Source organism: Mycobacterium shinjukuense (assembly GCF_010730055.1).
GTDB lineage: Bacteria > Actinomycetota > Actinomycetes > Mycobacteriales > Mycobacteriaceae > Mycobacterium > Mycobacterium shinjukuense.
This window is the reverse complement of record NZ_AP022575.1, coordinates 4,245,421-4,265,184: the sequence shown is the minus strand read 5'-3', so window position 1 is coordinate 4,265,184 and position 19,764 is coordinate 4,245,421. Positions and strand designations below refer to the sequence as shown.

Here is a 19,764-nt window from a genome sequence, read left to right as displayed (position 1 = left end):
GGCGTTCATGGCGATTGAAGACGAAGCCCGCTCACCTCACACCCTGCCGGCCGGTCGTACGGCACCGGCGGCCGCAGCGGACCTCAGTTCCCGAAGCCGGACCGATTGTCCGTCTGGTTAAAGCCGCCCGAGTTGTTGATACCCGAGTTGAAGAATCCGGAGTTTAAGACGCCCGAGTTTGCGATACCCACCGTTTGGGTGCCGGTGTTTCCGAAACCCGCCGCGATGACGGTGCCGACCGCGTTTTGCAGGCCCGAGTTGTTGCTGCCCCCATTCTGGAACCCCGAGCTGCCAACGCCCGTGTTGAAAAAGCCCGAGTTGTTCGTGCCGGCGTTGCCGAAACCCGAGTTCGGGCCGGGGCCGGTGCCGACGGCGCCGAACCCGGTGTTGAGCGAACCCGCGTTGAAGGCGCCGGTGTTAGTGACGCCCGAGTTTGACCAGCCGGTATTTCTGACGCCGGCGTTGAAATCACCGGTATTGCCTTGTCCGGAGTTGAAGTTGCCCGTGTTGGTGCTGCCCGCGTTGAAGCTGCCCGCATTCAACTGGCCCGAGTTCCCGAAGCCGAGGTTTATTGCGCCGCCGTTTCCGAAACCGGTATTCACGCCCCCGGCGTTTCCCATGCCCGTGTTGAGCGAACCCGAGTTCCCGAAGCCGCTGTTATGGCCCGCCACGAACGGGCCCACGGTGGCCCCCGAGTTTCCGATGCCCACATTCGCGTCGCTGGAGTTGCTGATACCCAGGTTGCCGTTGCCGGAGTTGAAGAAACCGACGTTGTTGGTGCCCGAGTTGAACAAGCCGATGTTTCCGCTGCCCGAGTTCAGCCCACCGAAGCCCACCTGGTTGTTGCCGGTGAGCCCGAAGCCGATGTTGCCGTTGCCGGTGTTGCCGAAACCGATGTTGCCAATGCCGTTGTTGCCGAAGCCCCAGTTGCTGCTGCCTGTGTTCCCGGCGCCGATGTTGCCGCTGCCGGCGTTTCCGGTGCCGACGTTGTTGTTGCCGGTATTCCCGAAACCGACGTTGGCGTTGCCGGTATTGCCGCTGCCCAGGTTGCTGTTGCCGAGGTTCCCGTTGCCGACGTTCCCGCTGCCTGGAAGTCCCGCCCTCCCGTTGCCGCTGCCGAAGTTGCCGCTGCCGAAGTTGCCGCCGCCCACGTTGGAGTTGCCGATGTTGCCGCTGCCCAGGTTCGCGTCACCCCGGTTCCCGCTACCCAGGTTCGTGTTGCCGATGTTGCCGTTGCCGGTGTTCAGGTCGCCGGTGTTGCCGCCGCCCAGGTTGGCGTTGCCGATATTGCCGATACCCAGGTTCGGCAGCTGCTGCAGCGCCTGCTGAAAGGGCACCAACTGCTCGGCCGCCGCCGAGGCCCCGGAGTGGTAGCCCACCATCGCGGCCACATCCGCGGCCCACATCTGTTCGTAGGCGCCCTCAACGGCCGCAATCAGCGGCGCGTTCAGCCCGAACCAATTCGACATCACCAACTGCGCAAACGCACTGCGGTTGGCCGCCACCACCAAAGGGTGCACCGTCGCCGCCCGTGCCGCCTCAAACGCGCTGGCCACCGCTTTGGCCTGGGCCGCCGCCCCCGCGGCCCGGGCCGCCGCAGCGCTCAACCATCCCGCATACGGTGCCGCCGCCGCCGCCATCGCCGCCGCCGCCGGCCCCTGCCACGCCTGACTTGCCAAGCCCGAGGTCACCGACGCAAACGAATCCGCCGCGGACCCCAACTCTGCGGCCAGCCCGTCCCAGGCCGCCGCCGCCGCCAACATCGGCGCCGAACCTGCACCCGTGAACATCCGCAACGAATTAAGCTCCGGCGGCAATACCGCATAGTTCATGACCCCGTCCCTTCCCGACCTGACAATCAGTCAAAACCGTAGGACAAACCGGGTCGGACCATCTGCGTTTCCGTGAAATCCGCGAACCAGCGGTGTCGTCAATGAGTTACGGCCGCACCGCTATCCAGCTCGCGTTTGATTTCCAGGGCGATGTCGATGAGCTGGTCTTCCTGCCCGCCGATGAGCTTGCGCTGACCGGCCCGGTGCAACAACGCCGACGCCGGCACACCGTAGCGCTCGGCCTGGCGAACGGCGTGCTTGAGGAAGCTGGAGTACACCCCGGAATACCCCATGATCAACGCGTTGCGGTCAAGCAGACATTCGGCCGGCATCGCCGGGCGCACCACGTCCTCGGCGGCGTCGGCGATGTCGAAGAAATCAATGCCGGTCTTGACGCCGATCTTGTCGAACACCCCGATCAGCGCCTCGACCGGCGCGTTGCCCGCTCCGGCGCCGAAACGCCGGCAGGACCCGTCGATCTGCTTGGCACCCGCGCGCACCGCCGCCACCGAATTGGCCACCCCGAGTCCGAGGTTTTCGTGCCCATGAAAACCCACCTGGGCGTCCTCGCCGAGTTCGGCGACCAGCGCCGACACCCGGTCGGCCACACCGTCGAGCACCAGAGCACCGGCCGAGTCGACGACGTAGACGCATTGGCACCCGGCGTCGGCCATGATGCGGGCCTGCGCGGCCAGCTTCTCCGGTGTAATGGTGTGAGCCATCATCAAAAACCCGACGGTTTCTAACCCCAACTCGCGGGCCAGGCCGAAATGCTGAATCGACACGTCGGCCTCGGTGCAATGGGTAGCGATCCGGCAAATGGACCCGCCATTGTCCTGCGCCTCTTTGATGTCGTCCTTGGTGCCCACCCCGGGCAGCATCAAAAACGCGACCCTGGCCTCTTTGGCGGTCAGCGCGGCCAGCTTGATCAGTTCCTGCTCGGGGGTCTTGGAAAAGCCGTAGTTGAACGACGAGCCACCGAGGCCGTCGCCGTGCGTCACCTCGATCACCGGCACCCCCGCCGCGTCCAGGGCGGCCACGATCGCGGCGACCTCGTCCTTGGTGAACTGGTGGCGTTTGTGGTGTGACCCATCCCGCAGCGAGGTGTCCGTGATGCGGACGTCCCACATATCGGTCATCGCGCTCCTCCTACAACCAGCGTCTCCTTGGCGATCTCCTCGCCCACCTTGGTGGCCGCCGCGGTCATGATGTCCAGGTTGCCCGCATAGGGCGGCAGGTAATCCCCGGCGCCCTCAACCTCGACGAACGTGGTGACCAGCGCCTGCCCGCCCGAGTTGATCGACGGCTCGTCGAACTGCGGTTCGTTGAGCAGCCGGTATCCAGGCACGTAGGTCTGCACCTCTTTGACGACGTCGTGGATGGAGGCGGCGATCGCGTCGCGGTCGGCGTCCTCGGGGATGGCGCAGAAGATGGTGTCGCGCATGATCATCGGCGGCTCGGCCGGGTTCAAGATGATGATCGCCTTGCCGCGCGCGGCCCCGCCGATGGTCTGCACACCGCGCGCCGTGGTCTTGGTGAACTCGTCGATGTTGGCCCGTGTGCCCGGCCCCGCCGACACCGAGGCCACCGACGCGACGATCTCGGCGTAGGGCACCTCGACGACCCGAGACACCGCGTAGACGATCGGTATGGTCGCCTGTCCGCCGCAGGTGATCATGTTCACGTTCGGAGCGTCCAGGTGCTCGCGCAGGTTGGCCGGGGGGATCACCGCCGGGCCCACCGCGGCCGGCGTCAGGTCGACGGCCCGGATCCCGGCCTCGGCGTACTTCGGCGCCGCCGCCTTGTGCACATAGGCGCTGGTGGCCTCGAACACCAGGTCGGGTTTCTCGGGCTGCGCCAGCAGCCAGTCCACCCCCTCGTGGGTGGTTTCCAATCCCAGCTTGGCCGCGCGCGCCAAGCCCTCGCTGTCCGGGTCGATCCCCACCATCCAGCGTGGTTCCAGCCAATCCGACCGCAGCAGCTTGTAGAGCAGATCGGTGCTGATATTTCCGGACCCGACAATGGCCACAGTTGCCTTAGACGGCATGTTCACAACTCCTGATATTCAAGCCAATTCGACACTATTCGAAAGTCAACCGCACGGACCCCAGTCCGTCGAACGTGGCGACGAACTCGTCGCCGGCACGCACCTCGACCGCAAACGTGCACGATCCGGGTAGCACGATGTCACCGGCCTTCAGCCGCACCCCGAAACTTTCGACCTTGCGGGCCAACCAGGCCACCGCGGTGGCCGGATTGCCCAACACCGCGTCGCTGCGGCCCTCGGCGACCACCTCACCGTTGCGGGTCAGCACCGCGTCGATCGCCGTGATGTCGACATCGCCCGGCGCCACCCGCGTCGTGCCCAGCACGAAGCCCGCCGCCGAGGCATTGTCGGCAATGGTGTCGCAGATCTTGATCTGCCAATCCTTGATCCTGGTGTCGATCAGCTCGATGGCAGGCACCAGGGCCTCGGTAGCCGCCAGCACGTCGTCCTCGCCGCAGCCTGCTCCCGGCAGGTCGGCGGCCAGGATGAAGCCCACCTCGACCTCGACCCGCGGAGACAGGTACCGGGACGCCTTGACCGGGGTGTCTTCGAACACCTGCATGTCGTCCAGCAGATGCCCATAGTCTGGTTCGGCCACGCCCATCATCTGCTGCATGATCGGCGACGACAGCCCGACCTTGTGACCCACCACGCGGGCACCTTCGGCCACCCGCTGCCGGATGTTGATCAATTGGATCTCGTAGGCGTCGACGACGTCGATATCGGGGTGAGCGGCGGTCAGTTGACCGATCGGCTCACGGCTGCGTTCGGCTTGGGCCAAGTCCGCGGCCAGCTGCTGACGGGTCGCAACAGTGAGCATTGCCGAAGTCCCCTCGTCGTTCCGGGATCATGGTGACCGGGCCGGTAGCGGCTAGCCCGGGCAATTCTATAACGTGTTCTACATGACAGCACAGGGCTACGACGTCGTCGTGGTCGGGAGCGGCGGCGCCGGCATGGTCGCTGCCCTTACCGCCGCACACCAAGGTCTTTCGACAGTAGTCGTCGAGAAGGCGCCGCACTACGGCGGCTCCACCGCCCGCTCGGGCGGCGGCGTCTGGATCCCCAACAACGAGGTCCTCCAGCGCGCCGGGGTGCGCGACACCCCCGAGGCGGCGCGCACCTATCTGCACGGCATCGTCGACCCCTCGACCAGCGGCGTCGAGCCCGAGCGCATCGACGCCTACCTCGACCGCGGGCCCGAAATGCTGTCGTTCGTGCTGAAGCACACGCCGCTGAAGATGTGCTGGGTGCCGGGTTATTCCGACTACTACCCGGAGGCGCCCGGCGGCCGCGCCGGCGGCCGTTCGATCGAGCCCAAGCCGTTCAACGCCCGCAAGCTCGGTCCCGACGAGGCCGGGCTGGAACCACCTTATGGCAAGGTTCCACTCAATGTGGTCGTGATGCAACAAGATTACGTGCGCCTGAATCAGCTCAGGCGGCACCCGCGGGGTGTGCTGCGCAGCCTGAGGGTCGGCGCCCGCACGATGTGGGCAAAGGCAACCGGCAAAAACCTGGTCGGAATGGGCCGAGCCCTGATCGGCCCGCTGCGGATCGGGCTGCAGCGGGCCGGTGTCCCGGTGCTGCTGAACACCGCGCTCACCGACCTCTACGTCGAGGACGGCGTCGTGCGCGGGGTCTATGTCCGTGACACCAACGTCTCGGAATCGGTTGAACCGCACCTGATCCGGGCCAGACGAGGCGTAATCCTCGCCTGCGGCGGATTCGAACACAACGAGCAGATGCGGGTGAAATACCAGCGCGCCCCGATCACCACCGAGTGGACCGTGGGCGCGGTGGCCAATACCGGTGACGGCATCATCGCCAGCGAAAAGCTGGGCGCCGCGCTGGATCTGATGGAGGATGCCTGGTGGGGCCCGACGGTGCCGCTGGTGGGCGCGCCGTGGTTCGCGCTGTCCGAGCGCAATTCGCCGGGGTCAATCATCGTCAACATGTCGGGCAGGCGTTTCATGAACGAATCGATGCCCTACGTCGAAGCCTGCCACCGCATGTACGGCGGAGAACACGGCCAGGGCCCCGGGCCGGGCGAAAACATTCCGGCATGGCTGGTGTTCGACCAGCGATATCGAGAGCGCTACATCTTCGCGGGACTACAACCAGGGCAACGCATTCCGCGCAAATGGATGGAATCTGGCGTAATCGTCCAGGCCGACACACTTGAGGAGCTGGCCGCCAAGGCTGGCCTGCCGGCCGACGAATTCGACTCGACTGTGAAGCGGTTCAACATGTTTGCTCGTTCAGGCGTTGACGAGGACTACCACCGCGGCGAAAGCGCCTACGACAGGTACTACGGCGACCCGACCAACAAGCCCAATCCCAACCTCGGCGAGATCAGTCACCCGCCGTACTATGCCGCCAAAATGGTGCCCGGCGACCTGGGCACCAAGGGCGGCATCCGCACCGACATCCACGGCCGCGCGCTGCGCGACGACGGGAGCATCATCGAAGGCCTGTATGCCGCAGGCAATGTCAGTGCCCCGGTGATGGGCCACACCTATCCCGGGCCGGGCGGCACCATTGGGCCGGCAATGACGTTCGGATACCTGGCCGCATTGCACATCGCGGGACAAGCCTAAGATGCCCATCGACATCGACGTCGCGCTGTCCGCGGAGCTAGATCCCGTCGAATTCTCCTGGTCCAGCACCGACGTTCAGCTCTACCACCTGGGTTTGGGCGCCGGTGCCGATCCAGTGGATCCTCGCGAGCTGCGCTACCTGGCCGACGACACGCCGCAGGTGCTGCCGACGTTCGGCAACGTGGCCGCCACCTTTCACGCCACCGAGCCGCCGACGGTGCGGTTTCCCGGCATCGACATCGAGCTGAGCAAGGTGTTGCACGCCAGCGAGCGGGTGGAAGCGCCCGCGCCGCTGCCCCCGTCGGGCGTGGGCCGTTCGGTCACCCGGTTCACCGACATCTGGGACAAGGGCAAGGCCGCGGTGATCTGCAGCGAGACCACGGTGACCGCACCCGACGGCGCGCTGCTGTGGACGCAGCGGCGATCGATATTCGCCCGCGGCGAGGGCGGATTCGGCGGCGAGCGTGGCCCGTCGGGTAGGGACGCGGCGCCGGACCGCGCACCCGATCTTGAGATCGCCATGCCGCTGTTGCCGCAGCAGGCGCTGCTGTACCGGCTCTGCGGCGACCGCAACCCGCTGCATTCCGACCCCGAATTCGCCGCCGCCGCCGGCTTTCCCCGCCCGATCCTGCACGGCCTGTGCACCTACGGCATGACCTGCAAGGCCATCGTCGATGCGGTGCTGGACGGGGACGCCACGGCCGTGGCCGCCTACGGCGCACGCTTTGCCGGCGTGGCCTTCCCCGGCGAAACGCTCACGGTCAACATGTGGCACGGCGACGGTCGCGTGCTGGCCAGCGTTGTCGCGCCGGCGCGCGACAACGCCACCGTGCTCAGCGGCGTCGAGCTGATCGCGGTAACGTAGGCATCATGACAGCATGCTCTATGCTGCCATGATTGCACACCACCGCTATGATTGCACCATGAGAACCACCGTGACGCTGGACCCCGATGTTGTCGCGGCGCTGCGGCGCACAGCCCGCGAGCGGGGAACGTCCTTCAAAGCCGTGTTGAACGATGCGGTGCGGCGCGGCTTAAGTGGCGAGCCCACCGGGCGGCGCTACCACACGCCGAGTCGCGACCTGGGACTGCGGGCGGGATTCGACATCGACAAGGCGTTGGCATTGGCCGCGGCGGACGAAGACGCAGAGGTCTTGCGCAAGCTTGCGCTTCGCAAATGAGACTGCTCGATCTCAATATCCTCATCTATGCGATCGACGAGTCGTCACCCCGTCATGGGGCGGCACGCGGTTGGCTTGAAGAAACCTTGTCCGGTTCGGCAACCGTCGCTTTCCCGTGGCACGTCCTCGTCGGATTCGTCCGGCTATCGACGCGCGCGACGGTGTTTGAGCGGCCGTTGACGGTCGACGAGTCCTTCGACATCGTTGACGGATGGCTGGAGCAACCGTGTGTAACGGTCGTCCATCCGACGGATCGCCACGCGGTCGTCCTGCGCGGGCTGCTCGCTCCGTTTGGTACGGCGGGAAATCTAACCAGCGATGCCCATCTGGCGGCCTTGTCGCTCGAGCACGGCGCCGAACTGTGTTCCACCGATATCGATTTCAGCCGATTCTCTGGGGTGCGCTGGGTCGATCCGCTACAAACGTAGCCGCAATCCCTGACCCTAACCCAAGATCAGCCCCGAGGTGGGCACCCCCGTCCCCGCGGTGACCAGCACGTGTTCGACGCCGGGCACCGGGTTCACCGAGGTGCCGCGCAACTGCCGCACCCCCTCGGCGATGCCGTTCATGCCGTGGATGTAGGCCTCCCCGAGTTGACCGCCATGCGTGTTGATCGGCAGCCGCCCGCCTACCTCGATCGCGCCGTCGGCGATGAAGTCCTTGGCCTCGCCCCGGCCGCAAAATCCCAACTCCTCCAACTGAATCAGGGTGAACGGGGTGAAATGGTCGTACAACACCGCGGTCTGGATGTCGGTCGGCGTCAACCCCGACTGCGCCCACAGCTGCCGACCCACCAGACCCATCTCCGGCAGCCCCAGCTCCGGCCGGTAGTAGCTGGCCATCGTGTACTGGTCGGGGCTCGACCCCTGCGCCGCCGCCTCGATGATCACCGGCCGCTGTTTCAGGTCACGCCCGCGCGCAGCCGAGGTCACCACGATCGCGACCGCGCCGTCCGTCTCCTGGCAACAGTCCAGCAGTCGCAACGGCTCGGCGATCCACCGCGAATTCTGGTGGTCCTCAATGGTTATCGGCTTGCCGTAGAAGTACGCCATGGGGTTGTTGGCGGCGTGCTTGCGGTCGGCCACCGACACCGCGCCAAAGTCCCGGCTGGTCGCGCCGGACAGGTGCATGTACCGCCTGGCGATCATGGCGACCTGCGCCGCCGGGGTCGAAAGCCCGTGCGGATACGAGAACGAATTGTCGACAGCTGTTGAATCAGCCTGAGCGTCGGCACTTCCGGCCAGCCGCGCCTGCACCTGACCGAACCGCATCCCGGAGCGCTCGTTGAATGCCCGATACGCCACCACCACGTCGGCGGCCCCGGTGGCCACGGCCATCGCCGCATGCTGGACGGTCGCGCAGGCGGCGCCGCCGCCGTAGTGGATCTTGGAGAAGAACGTCAGCTCGCCGATGCCGGTGGCACGTGCGACGGCGATTTCGGTGTTGGTGTCCATCGTGAACGTGGTCAACCCGTCGACGTCGGTCGGGCTCAAGCCGGCGTCGTCGAGCGCGTCCAGCACCGCCTCCGCCGCCAGCCGCAGCTCGCTGCGGCCGGAGTCCTTGGAGAAATCGGTGGCGCCTATGCCGACGATGGCGGCTCGGCCCGAAAACACTAGGCTCCCCCGATCGTCAGCGTCACCGTCGCGATGACGTGGTCACCAAGGCTGTTGCGGCCCAACACCTTTACCGTGATCAACCCATCGTCGACCGCGGTCACCTCGCCGGAGAAGGTCACCGTGTCGTAGGCATACCACGGTACCCCCAACCGAAGCCCAATCGACTTGATCAGCGCCGACGGCCCGGCCCAGTCGGTGACGTAGCGCTGCACCAAGCCGGTATCGGTGAGGATGTTGACGAAAATGTCCTTCGACCCCTGGGCCTGCGCCTTGTCCCGATCATGGTGGACGTCCTGGAAGTCGCGCGTGGCCAACGCCGTCGAAACGATAAACGTGGGGTCACCATACAGCTGGAGCTCGGGCAGCGTGGTGCCCACTTCCACAACAGGGTTACTCATGCGTCCGGCTCCCACGCGTACAGACTCCACTCCGGGCCGGCCTTCCCGGCCGGAAAGTCGATATAGGTTGCGCGAACCGGCATTCCGATCTCCACCTGGGCTGGATCGACGTTGCGCAGCTCGCCCAGCATGCGCACACCTTCTTCGAGTTCAACCAACGCGACGACGAACGGCAGCGAGCGGCCCGGCACTTTCGGCGCATGATGGACGACGAAACTGAACACCGTGCCGCGACCGCTGGACACCACATACTCGATCTGTGCCGATTTGTCCTGCCACACAACCGGTACCGGCGGATGCCGCAGGCTGCCGTCGGCAAGCCGTTGGATCCGCAACTCATGCGCCCGGACACCCCCCCAGAAGAAGGCGGTGTCCCGCGACCAGACTGGGCGCATCATGGCGTCGGGGTCCAGATCCGCCGGCACCGAGCCAGCAGATCCCGCCGGCTTGAATTTCAGGATGCGCCAATTCATCTCGGCTACATCCTCGTCCCCGACCTGCCACAAGATGTGTTGGTTGATGAACCAGCCCTCACCAAGCGCGGTCTGCTTGGGTCCCACCACGTCACCGAGCTCGGCGGTGATGCTGACGTGCTCGCCGGGCCGCAGATAGCGGTGGTAGATCTGCTCGCAGTTGGTGGCGACCACACCGACATAACCGGCATCGTCGAACAACCGGATGATGGGCGGCAGCGGGTCGTCCTCCGCCCGGACGCCACCCAGGCCGATCATCGTCCACACCTGAATCATCGCCGGTGGCGCCACGATTCCGGGATGGCCGGCGGCGCGCGCCGCCGCATCGTCGCAATAGATGGGGTTGCGATCGCCGATGGCCTCCACCCAGTTGTTGATCATCGGCTGGTTCACCGGGTCGCGGCCCAACCGCGGCTTGCTGGGTCCGGCCGCCTTGATCTGCGCGACCCCCTCCCGGATATCGCTCATCGCGGCACCCGGGGGACCTTGAGACCCGACGCGGCGATCATCTCACGCATGACTTCGTTCACTCCCCCACCGAATGTGATCACCAGGTTGCGCTTGGTCTGCACGTCCAGCCAGCGCAGCAGCTCGGCGGTGTCCGGCTCGGCGGGATTGCCGTACCTGCCGACGATCTCCTCGGCGAGCCGCCCGACGTACTGAACCCGCTCGGTGCCAAACACTTTCGTTGCCGCGGCGTCGGCGACGTTGATGTGCTCGCCGGCGGCGGCCACTTGCCAATTGAGCAACTCGTTGATTCGCCAGATGGAACGGATCTCGCCCAGGGCGCGCTGGACGTCGTGGTGGTCGATCGGGGTCACCCCGTCACCACCCGGCTGGCACGCCCACGCGTGCACCCTGTCGTAGATGGCGGCGAACCGGCCCGCCGGGCCCAACATGACCCGTTCGTTGTTGAGCTGGGTGGTGATCAGCCGCCAGCCGTCGTTCTCCTTGCCGACCAGCATGTCGACCGACACCCGCACGTCGTTGTAATACGTGGCATTGGTGTGGTGGGCACCATCGGACAAAATGATCGGAGTCCAGGAGTAACCGGGGTCCTTGGTGTCGACGATCAGAATCGAAATGCCCTTGTGTTTTACGGCGTGCGGGTCGGTGCGGCAGGCCAGCCAGATGTAGTCGGCATCATGTGCGCCGGTGGTGAAGACCTTCTGACCGTTGACGATGTAATGGTCGCCGTCACGAACCGCGGTGGTGCGCAACGACGCCAGATCGGTCCCCGCCTCGGGCTCGGTGTAGCCGATCGCGAAGTGGACCTCACCGGCCAGGATCGCCGGCAGGAACTTCTTCTTCTGCATCTCGCTGCCGTACGCCTGCAGGGTGGGACCCACCGTCTGCAGCGTCACGGCGGGCAGCGGCACATCGGCTCGATGAGCCTCGTTGACAAAGATCTGCTGCTCGATCGGCCCGAAGCCCAAGCCGCCAAACTCTTTTGGCCACCCCACCCCCAGCTTGCCGTCACGACCCATCCGGCGGATCACCGCGCGGTAGGCCGGGCCGTGCCGGTCCTTCTCCATCTCCGTGCGCTCGTCGAACGAGATCAGATCCGAAAAGTATTCCCGTATCTCGGCCTGCAGCTGCCGCTGCTCGGGGGTCAGGTCGATGAACATCGCGCTCCCAGGAGCTCAAGACGCAGCGAAGGCCCGCCCAGCAGCCGGGTCAGGTCTTTGATCGTGGAGTAGTACCGGTGCATCGGATAGCTGACGTCCATCCCCATGCCACCATGCAGGTGATGGCAGATCTGCATCGCCGGCGGCGCCTGTGACGTCAGCCAGTACCCGAGGACGTCCAGGTCTTGGCTGGTTTGCGGGTCGGCTTCGCGACCATCGGCCAGTCGCCAAATAACCGACTTGGCCACCAAATCGATAGTGCGCGAAGCGATATAAACCTCGGCCAGCTGGGCCGCCACCGTCTGGAAGGTCGACAAGGGTTTACCGAACTGCCTGCGGTTGGCCACGTAGTCGGCGGTGAGCCGCAGCGCCCCGGCCACCAGCCCGTCGGCGTAAGCGCCGATCACCGCCAGCGCCAGCCGGTTGACCCGATGCGCCGCCGCACCCACCAGCACGTCGGAATCGGCAACCGCGACGTCGTCGAAGGTCACCACGTACTCGTCGGAGCCGTTCGACGTCGGTGTGCGCACCAGTCGCACACCGCTGGCCTTCGGCGATACCACCACGACCGCCTCGGCGGTGGTCACGATCAGCCAATCCGCTTGTTCGGCATACCCGACACCGAGCTTGGTGCCCGACAGTCGACCGTGGTGGTAGGCGGTCGACGGCCGGTCCGGCAACGCCACCCCGGGCTCGTTGAGCGCCGCGGTCAGCACCGCGCCCTTGGAGACCCCGGCGAGGTAACGGTCCTGCTGCTCGTCGGTTGCCAGATCGAGCAACGGCACCACGCCAAGTCCCAGCGTGGCCAGGGCCGGTGTGACGGCACCGTGGCGACCAACCTCCGTGAGCAGCGTCGCCACCTCGGGCAGGCCCACACCGTCGCCTCCCAGCCGCTCCGGCACGGGCAGTGCCGTCACACCCCCGTCCACCAGAGCCGCCCAGGAGTTATCCCGCTGCAGCACCGACGTGACCACATCGGCAACAGCCTGTTGTTCGGCGCTGAGATCGAAATCCATCACCGAGCGACCGGGCAGCGGGCACCGACTTGCGCGGGATTGCCGCCGGTGTAGTCGACCTGCCAATGCTTGATGCCGTTGAGCCAACCCGACCGCAGTCGCTCGGGCGCCGAGATCGGCTTCAGATTCGGCATGTGGTCGGCCACCGCGTTGAAGATCAGGTTGATGGTCATCCGGGCCAGGTTGGCGCCGATGCAGTAATGCGCGCCGGTGCCGCCGAACCCGACGTGCGGGTTGGGGTTCCGCATGATGTTGAACGTGAACGGATCCCCGAAAACCTCTTCGTCGAAGTTGGCCGACCGGTAAAACAGCAGGACCCGTTGGCCCTTCTTGATTTGCACGCCGGACAGCTCGTAGTCTTCCAGGGCGGTGCGCTGGAAACAGGTGACCGGGGTGGCCCAGCGGACGATCTCGTCGGCGGCGGTCTCGGGACGCTCGTTCTTGTACAGCTCCCACTGATCGGGGTGGTCGGCGAATGCCATCATGCCCTGCGTGATCGAGTTTCGGGTGGTCTCGTTGCCTGCCACCGCGAGCATCACCACGAAGAAGCCGAACTCGTCGTCGGAGAGCTTCTCACCGTCGATGTCGGCTTGGATCAGCTTTGTGACGATGTCGTCGCCGGGATTCTTGGCCCGTTCTTCGGCCATCTTCATCGCATAGCCGATCAGCTCGGCCGACGACATCTTCGGGTCGATGTGGGCGTACTCCGGATCCTCGGTGCCGGTCATCTCGTTCGACCAGTGGAACAGCTTGCCGCGGTCCTCCTGCGGCACACCGAGCAAACCCGCGATCGCCTGCAACGGCAGCTCGCAGGACACCTGCTCGACGAAGTCGCCGGAACCAGCGGCCGCCGCCTCCCGGGCAATCGTCTGCGCACGCTCGTCGAGCTCGGCACGCAGCCGTCCGATGGCCCGCGGCGTGAAACCGCGGGAGATGATCTTGCGCAGCCGGGTGTGGTGTGGCGCGTCCATGTTGAGCATGACGTTGCGCTGAACTTCGATGTCCTCGCGGGCGATGTCGTTGTTGAACCGCGGGATCGCGCCGTTTTGCCAGCTGGAGAACACATCGCTGCGCAGCGACACCTCCTTGACGTCCTTCAGTTTGGTCACCGCCCAGAAGCCGCCGTCGTGGAAGCCGCCGCCCTTGCCGGTGGCCTGGGCGTTCCACCAGATCGGCGCTTTGGCTCTCAGCTCGGCGAATTCCTCGACCGGCAGCCGTTCGGCGTAGATGTCGGGGTCGGTGAAATCGAACCCGGGAGGAAGGTTGGGGCTGGGCACGCTGCTACTCCTTACTGCAGTCCTCGCTGACTGGGGAATTCCCCGACACTAGTTCTCCTAGTGACTCAATGATGCCAGTAAAACATGCCTTCACCGCAGATAAAAGCACTCCGAGCATCCTCGCTTGTCAGAGTAATGAAACGTGTTCTAGCCTGGCCCCATGGGTAACCCGGTCATCGTTGAAGCCACCCGCAGCCCCATCGGCAAACGCAACGGATGGCTGTCGGGGCTGCACGCCACCGAGTTGTTGGGCGCGGTGCAAAAGGCACTGGTCGACAAGGCCGGCATCCAGTCCGGCTTCCAAGCCGGTGACGTCGAACAGGTCATCGGCGGTTGCGTGACCCAGTTCGGCGAGCAGTCCAACAACATCAGCCGGGTGGCATGGCTGACGGCGGGGTTGCCCGAGCACGTCGGTGCCACCACCGTCGACTGTCAGTGCGGCAGCGGCCAGCAGGCCAACCATCTGGTTGCCGGGTTGATCGCGATCGGCGCCATCGACATTGGCATCGCCTGCGGCATCGAGGCGATGAGCCGTGTCGGGCTGGGCGCCAACGCCGGGCCGGACCGCTCGCTGATCCGCGCGCAGTCGTGGGACATCGACCTGCCAAACCAGTTCGAGGCCGCCGAGCGGATCGCCAAGCGGCGCGGCATCACCCGCGAGGACGTGGACGTCTTCGGGCTCGAGTCGCAGCGACGCGCGCAGCGGGCCTGGGACGAGGGCCGCTTTGACCGCGAAATCTCGCCGATCGAGGCGCCGGTGCTCGACGAGCAGAATCAGCCCACCGGCGAACGGCACCTGGTCTCCCGGGACCAGGGCCTGCGCGAGACCACCCTGGAGGGGCTGGGTCAGCTGAAACCGGTGCTCGAGGGCGGCGTTCACACCGCGGGCACGTCCTCGCAGATCTCCGACGGCGCGGCAGCGGTGTTGTGGATGGACGAAGCCGTGGCCGGATCGTCGCCCAGGCACTCGTCGGCGCCGAGCCCTACTACCACCTGGACGGCCCGGTGCAGTCCACGGCGAAGGTGCTGGAGAAGGCCGGCATGAAGATCGGCGACATCGACATCGTCGAGATCAACGAGGCGTTCGCGTCCGTGGTGCTGTCCTGGGCGCGGGTACACCAGCCCGACATGGACCGGGTCAACGTCAACGGTGGCGCGATCGCGCTGGGGCATCCGGTGGGCTGCACCGGCAGCCGGTTAGTCACCACCGCCCTCCACGAACTCGAGCGCACCGACCAGAACACCGCGCTGATCACCATGTGTGCGGGTGGCGCCCTGTCCACCGGCACCATCATCGAGCGCATCTGACCTTGGTGTGGCCCTGGTCCGGCCCTGGTCCGGGCTCGGTCCGGCCCCACCGGGCACGCGCGTCCCGGCAGTCACACCGGTACCGACGCCCGGCCATGACTTGCTCCCGCAAAGCGATGTCAGATGCGGATCACGGATCCGGCCACTCAATTCGCGGCGTGGTGATATCGCATGCGCCATCAGCCTTGAGAAGGCACTATCACCTCCCGCAGGGACTCAAGTGGCTCCTGTGGCTCTGGCGATCCCAGCCCGGCGACGATGCAGCCCGCGAAGCGGGGTGAGGAGGAGCCGGGCAATTCAGCCCCAGCCCGGCGACGATGCAGCCCGCGAAGCGGGGTGAGGAGGAGCCGGGCAATTCAGCCCCAGCCCGGCGACGATGCAGCCCGCGAAGCGGGGTGAGGAGGAGCCGGGCAATTCACCCCAGCCCGGCGACGATGCAGCCCTATGATCACTGTCATGCCGAAATCACCGCCACGGTTTCTGAATTCGCCGCTCAGCGATTTCCTCATCAAGTGGATGTCACGTGTCAATACCTGGATGTACCGCCGCAACGACGGGGAGGGTCTGGGAGGCACCTTCCAGAAAATTCCGGTCGCCCTGCTGACCACCACGGGCCGCAAGACCGGCGAGCCGCGGGTCAACCCGCTGTATTTTCTGCGCGACGGAGACCGGGTCATCGTCGCGGCCTCCAAGGGCGGCGCCGCGAGGAACCCGATGTGGTACCTCAACCTCAAGACCAACCCCAAGGTTCAGGTGCAGATCAAAAAGGAAGTGCTGGACCTTACCGCGCGGGACGCGACCGACGAGGAGCGCGCCAAGTACTGGCCGCAGTTGGTCACGATGTACCCAAGCTACGAGGACTACCAATCCTGGACCGACCGCACAATCCCGATCGTCGTCTGCGAACCCTGACCGATCCCAACTTCGCCGAACGTGAAGCCACGGCGAAAAATCGGCTGAAATCTCGCCCTGAGTTCACGCTCGGCGCGGATTGTTAGGTTTAGGCCCCGTAAACGGGAACCGGCGGCCGCGACTTGGCCAGCAGACCGGAGACGACGGGCCCCAACTCAGCGGGATCCCATTTCGCACCCTTGTCGATCTGCGGGCCATGAGCCCAGCCCTCGGCGACCCGGATGACGCCACCTTCGACCTCGAAGACCCGGCCGGTGACATCACGGGATTCGGTGCTGCCCAACCAGACGACCAAGGGCGAGACGTTCTCGGGGGCCATCGCGTCGAATCCCTCGTCAGGCTTGGCCATCATTTCGGCGAAGACGGTCTCGGTCATGCGGGTGCGCGCCGCCGGTGCGATCGCGTTGACGGTCACACCATAGCGGCCCATTTCCGCGGCGCCGACCAGGGTCAGCGCCGCAATGCCGGCCTTCGCCGCCGAATAGTTGCCCTGCCCCACGCTGCCCTGCAGGCCCGCACCCGAACTGGTGTTGATGATCCGTGCGTCAACGGTCTTGCCCGCTTTCGACAGCCCGCGCCAATACGAGGCGGCGTGGCGCATGGTGGCGAAATGGCCCTTGAGGTGCACGGCGATGACGGCGTCGAACTCCTCCTCGCTGGTGTTGGCAATCATCCGGTCGCGCACGATGCCGGCGTTGTTCACCAGGACGTCCACCCGGCCGAACGTCTGCACGGCGGCCTGAATCAGGTTGGCCGCCTGGTCCCAGTTCGAGATGTCGGATCCGTCGGCGACGGCTTCGCCACCTGCCGCGGTGATCTCATCGACCACGCCCTGCGCCGCGCTGCCGCCGCTTGCCGGTGACCCGTCCAGCCCCACACCGATGTCGTTGACCACCACGCGCGCACCCTCCGCGGCGAACGCCAGGGCGTGCGCGCGGCCAATGCCGCCGCCCGCCCCGGTAATGATGACCACCCGCCCGTCAACCAAGCCCATACCCATCGCTCCTTTGCTTGCTACTTGTTCGCGCTTGAGGCGGCTAGATACGGCGGCGGCTCGCCGCCGCCGTGCACCTCTAGCGTGGCCCCGCTGATATACGAGGCCACATCGGAAGCCAGAAACGCTGCGGCCCAACCAACGTCGGCGGGTCGTGCTAGCCGGCCTAACGGCACGCTGGCGGCGACTCGGGCAATCGACTCGGCGTCACCGTAGAACAGTTCGGACTGTTCGGTCGCCACCATGCCGACCACCAGCGCGTTAACCCGGATCTTGGGGGCCCATTCCACCGCCAATGTGGCGGTGAGGTTTTCCAAGCCCGCCTTGGCCGCGCCGTAGGCGCCGGTACCCGGGGTGGGACGGCGGCCGCTCACGCTGCACACGTTGACGATCGATCCACCATTACGCTGGTCTTGCATCAACGCATTGGCGTGCTGCGAAACCAACAGCGGCGCAAGCAGATTGAGTTCGATGATCTTACGGTGAAAGTTCGGCGTGCCGTTCGCCGCCAACACGTACGGGGATCCACCCGCGTTGTTGACCAGCACATCGAGGCGGCCGTGCCGCTCCCGGATCGCAGCCATCAACCGCTGGACCGCTTGCTCGTCGCGAACGTCGCAGCAATGGAACTCATAAGGCAAGCCCGCCACGGTCCGCCGCGCACAGGTGATGACCGTCGCACCCTGCTCGGCGAACACCGAACTGATGCCGGCGCCCACGCCGCGAACACCACCGGTCACCAAGACCACCCGCCCGGCCAGCCCCAGATTGATGCCGTCGGCTGGAGGTCGGGTCACTGTGCTAGCGTACCAAGCAAGTGCTTGCTTAGGTAAAACTCCCACAGGAAGCGGCCCAGGAATTTCGATGACCATCACGTCAACCGCCCCCGAACCGGGCATCGTCGCGGTCACCGTCGACTACCCCCCCGTCAACGCCATCCCGTCGAAAGGATGGTTCGAACTCGCCGATGCCGTGACGGGCGCCGGCGAAGACCCCGACACCCGCGTGGTGATCCTGCGGGCCGAGGGCCGCGGCTTCAATGCCGGGGTGGACATCAAGGAGATGCAACGGACCAAGGGATTCACCGCGCTGATCGATGCCAACCGCGGCTGTTTTGCCGCGTTCCGCGCGGTGTACGAGTGCGCGGTGCCGGTGATCGCGGCGGTGAACGGATTCTGTGTCGGCGGTGGCATCGGCCTGGTTGGCAACTCCGATGTGATCGTGGCTTCCGACGACGCCACCTTCGGGTTACCCGAGGTGGAACGCGGCGCGCTCGGTGCGGCCACCCACCTGTCGCGGCTGGTGCCGCAACACATGATGCGACGCATGTTTTTCACCGCGGCCACCGTGGACGCCGCGACGCTGCATCACTTCGGCTCGGTGCACGAGGTGGTGTCCCGCGATCGTCTGGACGAAGCCGCGCTGCGGGTGGCCCGCGACATCGCCGCCAAGGACACCCGGGTCATCCGTGCCGCCAAGGAGGCGCTGAACTTCATCGACGTGCAACGGGTCAACGCGAGTTACCGGATGGAGCAGGGCTTTACGTTCGAGCTCAACCTCGCCGGGGTCGCCGACGAGCACCGCGACGCCTTTGTGAAGAAGTCATGAGCGGCGCCGACAAGCGCACCACCCTCGACGACGCCGTGGCGCAGCTGCGCAGCGGCATGACCATCGGCCTCGCCGGCTGGGGATCGCGCCGCAAACCCATGGCCTTCGTGCGGGCCATCCTGCGCTCGGACGTCACCGACCTGACGCTGGTCACGTACGGGGGGCCCGACCTGGGGTTGCTGTGCTCGGCGGGCAAGGTCAAGCGGGTCTACTACGGGTTCGTGTCGCTGGACTCGCCGCCGTTCTACGATCCGTGGTTCGCCAAGGCGCGTACCAGCGGCGCCATCGAGGCCCGGGAAATGGACGAGGGCATGCTGCGCTGCGGTCTGCAGGCGGCGGCACAGCGGCTGCCGTTCCTGCCCATCCGCGCCGGGCTGGGCAGCTCGGTGCCGGACTTCTGGGAGGGCGAGCTGCAGACCGTCACCAGCCCGTATCCGACGAACGGTCGCTACGAGACGCTGATCGCCATGCCCGCACTGCGCCTCGATGCTGCCTTCGCGCACCTCAATCTCGGTGACGGCCACGGCAATGCCGCATACACCGGCATCGACCCCTACTTCGACGATCTCTTCCTGATGGCCGCCGCAAAACGCTTCCTCTCGGTGGAGCGCATCGTTTCGACCGAGGAGTTGGTCCAAGCCGTGCCGCCGCAGGCGCTGCTGGTGAACCGGATGATGGTCGACGGTGTGGTGGAGGCACCCGGTGGTGCTCACTTCACCACCGCCGCACCGGATTACGGACGCGACGAGAAATTTCAGCGGCACTACGTCGAGGCCGCCGCGACCGAGGACGGCTGGCGGCGGTTCGCGCGGACCTACCTGTCCGGCACCGAGGACGACTACCAGGCCGCCGTGCGCGCCTTCGGGGAGGAGGCATGACC

Annotated in this window: 19 protein-coding genes and 1 pseudogene; 8 read left to right on the top strand and 12 right to left on the bottom strand. The window is 66.1% G+C overall.

All coding sequences use genetic code 11. From position 1 onward, the window contains the following. Positions 1-83: 83 nt before the first annotated feature. The 4 genes from G6N20_RS19315 to G6N20_RS19300 form a co-directional block, all read right to left on the bottom strand. The gene (locus G6N20_RS19315) at positions 84-1,832 is read right to left on the bottom strand and encodes a PPE family protein (protein WP_083047192.1); all 1,749 of its coding nucleotides are present in this window, start codon (positions 1,830-1,832) and stop codon (positions 84-86) included. 98 nt (positions 1,833-1,930) lie between these two features. Further along, positions 1,931-2,971: a 4-hydroxy-2-oxovalerate aldolase gene (gene dmpG, locus G6N20_RS19310; protein ID WP_083047194.1), complete on the bottom strand. Its 1,041-nt coding sequence runs from the start codon at positions 2,969-2,971 to the stop codon at positions 1,931-1,933. Continuing rightward, on the bottom strand, positions 2,968-3,879 hold the full coding sequence (locus tag G6N20_RS19305) for an acetaldehyde dehydrogenase (acetylating) (protein WP_083047301.1): 912 nt from the start codon (positions 3,877-3,879) through the stop codon (positions 2,968-2,970). Before G6N20_RS19305 ends, dmpG begins: the two co-directional genes overlap by 4 nt. Before the next feature lie 34 nt (positions 3,880-3,913). Further along, on the bottom strand, positions 3,914-4,699 hold the full coding sequence (locus tag G6N20_RS19300) for a 2-keto-4-pentenoate hydratase (RefSeq protein ID WP_083047196.1): 786 nt from the start codon (positions 4,697-4,699) through the stop codon (positions 3,914-3,916). 82 nt (positions 4,700-4,781) lie between these two features. Between G6N20_RS19300 and kstD the strand changes: the two genes are divergently transcribed. The 4 genes from kstD to G6N20_RS19280 are packed head-to-tail and all read left to right on the top strand — an operon-like array spanning position 4,782 to position 8,082. After that, positions 4,782-6,473 (top strand): 3-oxosteroid 1-dehydrogenase, encoded by a 1,692-nt coding sequence (gene kstD, locus G6N20_RS19295; RefSeq protein WP_083047303.1) that lies wholly within the window; start codon positions 4,782-4,784, stop codon positions 6,471-6,473. A gap of 1 nt (position 6,474) precedes the next feature. After that, on the top strand, positions 6,475-7,338 hold the full coding sequence (locus tag G6N20_RS19290; protein WP_083047197.1) for a MaoC/PaaZ C-terminal domain-containing protein: 864 nt from the start codon (positions 6,475-6,477) through the stop codon (positions 7,336-7,338). A gap of 13 nt (positions 7,339-7,351) precedes the next feature. Further along, a complete protein-coding gene (locus G6N20_RS19285; RefSeq protein ID WP_232065380.1) occupies positions 7,352-7,654 on the top strand; it encodes a ribbon-helix-helix domain-containing protein in 303 nt (100 codons plus the stop codon). Then, positions 7,651-8,082 carry a type II toxin-antitoxin system VapC family toxin gene (locus tag G6N20_RS19280; RefSeq protein ID WP_083047199.1) on the top strand — a complete coding sequence of 144 codons (432 nt, stop codon included), beginning with the start codon at positions 7,651-7,653 and terminating at the stop codon, positions 8,080-8,082. Before G6N20_RS19285 ends, G6N20_RS19280 begins: the two co-directional genes overlap by 4 nt. Before the next feature lie 15 nt (positions 8,083-8,097). Here G6N20_RS19280 and G6N20_RS19275 read toward each other — a convergent pair whose 3' ends face one another. Genes G6N20_RS19275 through G6N20_RS19250 form a run of 6 tightly spaced genes read right to left on the bottom strand, consistent with a single transcriptional unit; the run spans position 8,098 to position 14,062 of the window. Continuing rightward, on the bottom strand, positions 8,098-9,267 hold the full coding sequence (locus tag G6N20_RS19275; RefSeq protein ID WP_083047201.1) for a lipid-transfer protein: 1,170 nt from the start codon (positions 9,265-9,267) through the stop codon (positions 8,098-8,100). Beyond that, the gene (locus tag G6N20_RS19270; protein ID WP_083047307.1) at positions 9,267-9,668 is read right to left on the bottom strand and encodes a MaoC family dehydratase; all 402 of its coding nucleotides are present in this window, start codon (positions 9,666-9,668) and stop codon (positions 9,267-9,269) included. Before G6N20_RS19270 ends, G6N20_RS19275 begins: the two co-directional genes overlap by 1 nt. Next, entirely contained in the window at positions 9,665-10,609 is a 945-nt protein-coding gene (locus G6N20_RS19265) for a bifunctional MaoC family dehydratase N-terminal/OB-fold nucleic acid binding domain-containing protein (RefSeq protein ID WP_083047203.1), read from the bottom strand. Before G6N20_RS19265 ends, G6N20_RS19270 begins: the two co-directional genes overlap by 4 nt. Further along, the gene (fadE29, locus tag G6N20_RS19260) at positions 10,606-11,769 is read right to left on the bottom strand and encodes an acyl-CoA dehydrogenase FadE29 (protein WP_083047205.1); all 1,164 of its coding nucleotides are present in this window, start codon (positions 11,767-11,769) and stop codon (positions 10,606-10,608) included. The genes G6N20_RS19265 and fadE29 overlap by 4 nt, the downstream gene beginning before the upstream one ends. After that, entirely contained in the window at positions 11,754-12,785 is a 1,032-nt protein-coding gene (locus tag G6N20_RS19255) for an acyl-CoA dehydrogenase family protein (RefSeq protein WP_083047207.1), read from the bottom strand. Before G6N20_RS19255 ends, fadE29 begins: the two co-directional genes overlap by 16 nt. Beyond that, positions 12,785-14,062, bottom strand: a complete 1,278-nt coding sequence (locus G6N20_RS19250; RefSeq protein WP_083047209.1) for a cytochrome P450 — start codon at positions 14,060-14,062, stop codon at positions 12,785-12,787. The genes G6N20_RS19255 and G6N20_RS19250 overlap by 1 nt, the downstream gene beginning before the upstream one ends. 160 nt (positions 14,063-14,222) lie before the next feature. Here G6N20_RS19250 and G6N20_RS19245 point away from each other — a divergent pair. Both G6N20_RS19245 and ddn read left to right on the top strand, forming a co-directional pair. Beyond that, a pseudogene (locus tag G6N20_RS19245) lies at positions 14,223-15,370 on the top strand (steroid 3-ketoacyl-CoA thiolase). Between the two features lie 456 nt (positions 15,371-15,826). Continuing rightward, on the top strand, positions 15,827-16,282 hold the full coding sequence (ddn, locus tag G6N20_RS19240) for a deazaflavin-dependent nitroreductase Ddn (RefSeq protein ID WP_083047309.1): 456 nt from the start codon (positions 15,827-15,829) through the stop codon (positions 16,280-16,282). An 88-nt stretch (positions 16,283-16,370) separates the two neighbouring features. Here ddn and G6N20_RS19235 read toward each other — a convergent pair whose 3' ends face one another. Both G6N20_RS19235 and G6N20_RS19230 read right to left on the bottom strand, forming a co-directional pair. Further along, a complete protein-coding gene (locus G6N20_RS19235; RefSeq protein ID WP_083047213.1) occupies positions 16,371-17,276 on the bottom strand; it encodes an SDR family oxidoreductase in 906 nt (301 codons plus the stop codon). Between the two features lie 20 nt (positions 17,277-17,296). Then, positions 17,297-18,073 (bottom strand): SDR family oxidoreductase, encoded by a 777-nt coding sequence (locus G6N20_RS19230; protein WP_232065379.1) that lies wholly within the window; start codon positions 18,071-18,073, stop codon positions 17,297-17,299. A gap of 67 nt (positions 18,074-18,140) precedes the next feature. Here G6N20_RS19230 and echA20 point away from each other — a divergent pair, with 67 nt between their 5' ends. After that, a complete protein-coding gene (gene echA20 / locus G6N20_RS19225; protein WP_083047217.1) occupies positions 18,141-18,884 on the top strand; it encodes a (7aS)-7a-methyl-1,5-dioxo-2,3,5,6,7,7a-hexahydro-1H-indene-carboxyl-CoA hydrolase in 744 nt (247 codons plus the stop codon). Further along, on the top strand, positions 18,881-19,762 hold the full coding sequence (gene ipdA, locus G6N20_RS19220; protein WP_083047219.1) for a cholesterol ring-cleaving hydrolase subunit IpdA: 882 nt from the start codon (positions 18,881-18,883) through the stop codon (positions 19,760-19,762). The genes echA20 and ipdA overlap by 4 nt, the downstream gene beginning before the upstream one ends. The last annotated feature ends 2 nt before the right edge of the window (positions 19,763-19,764 follow it).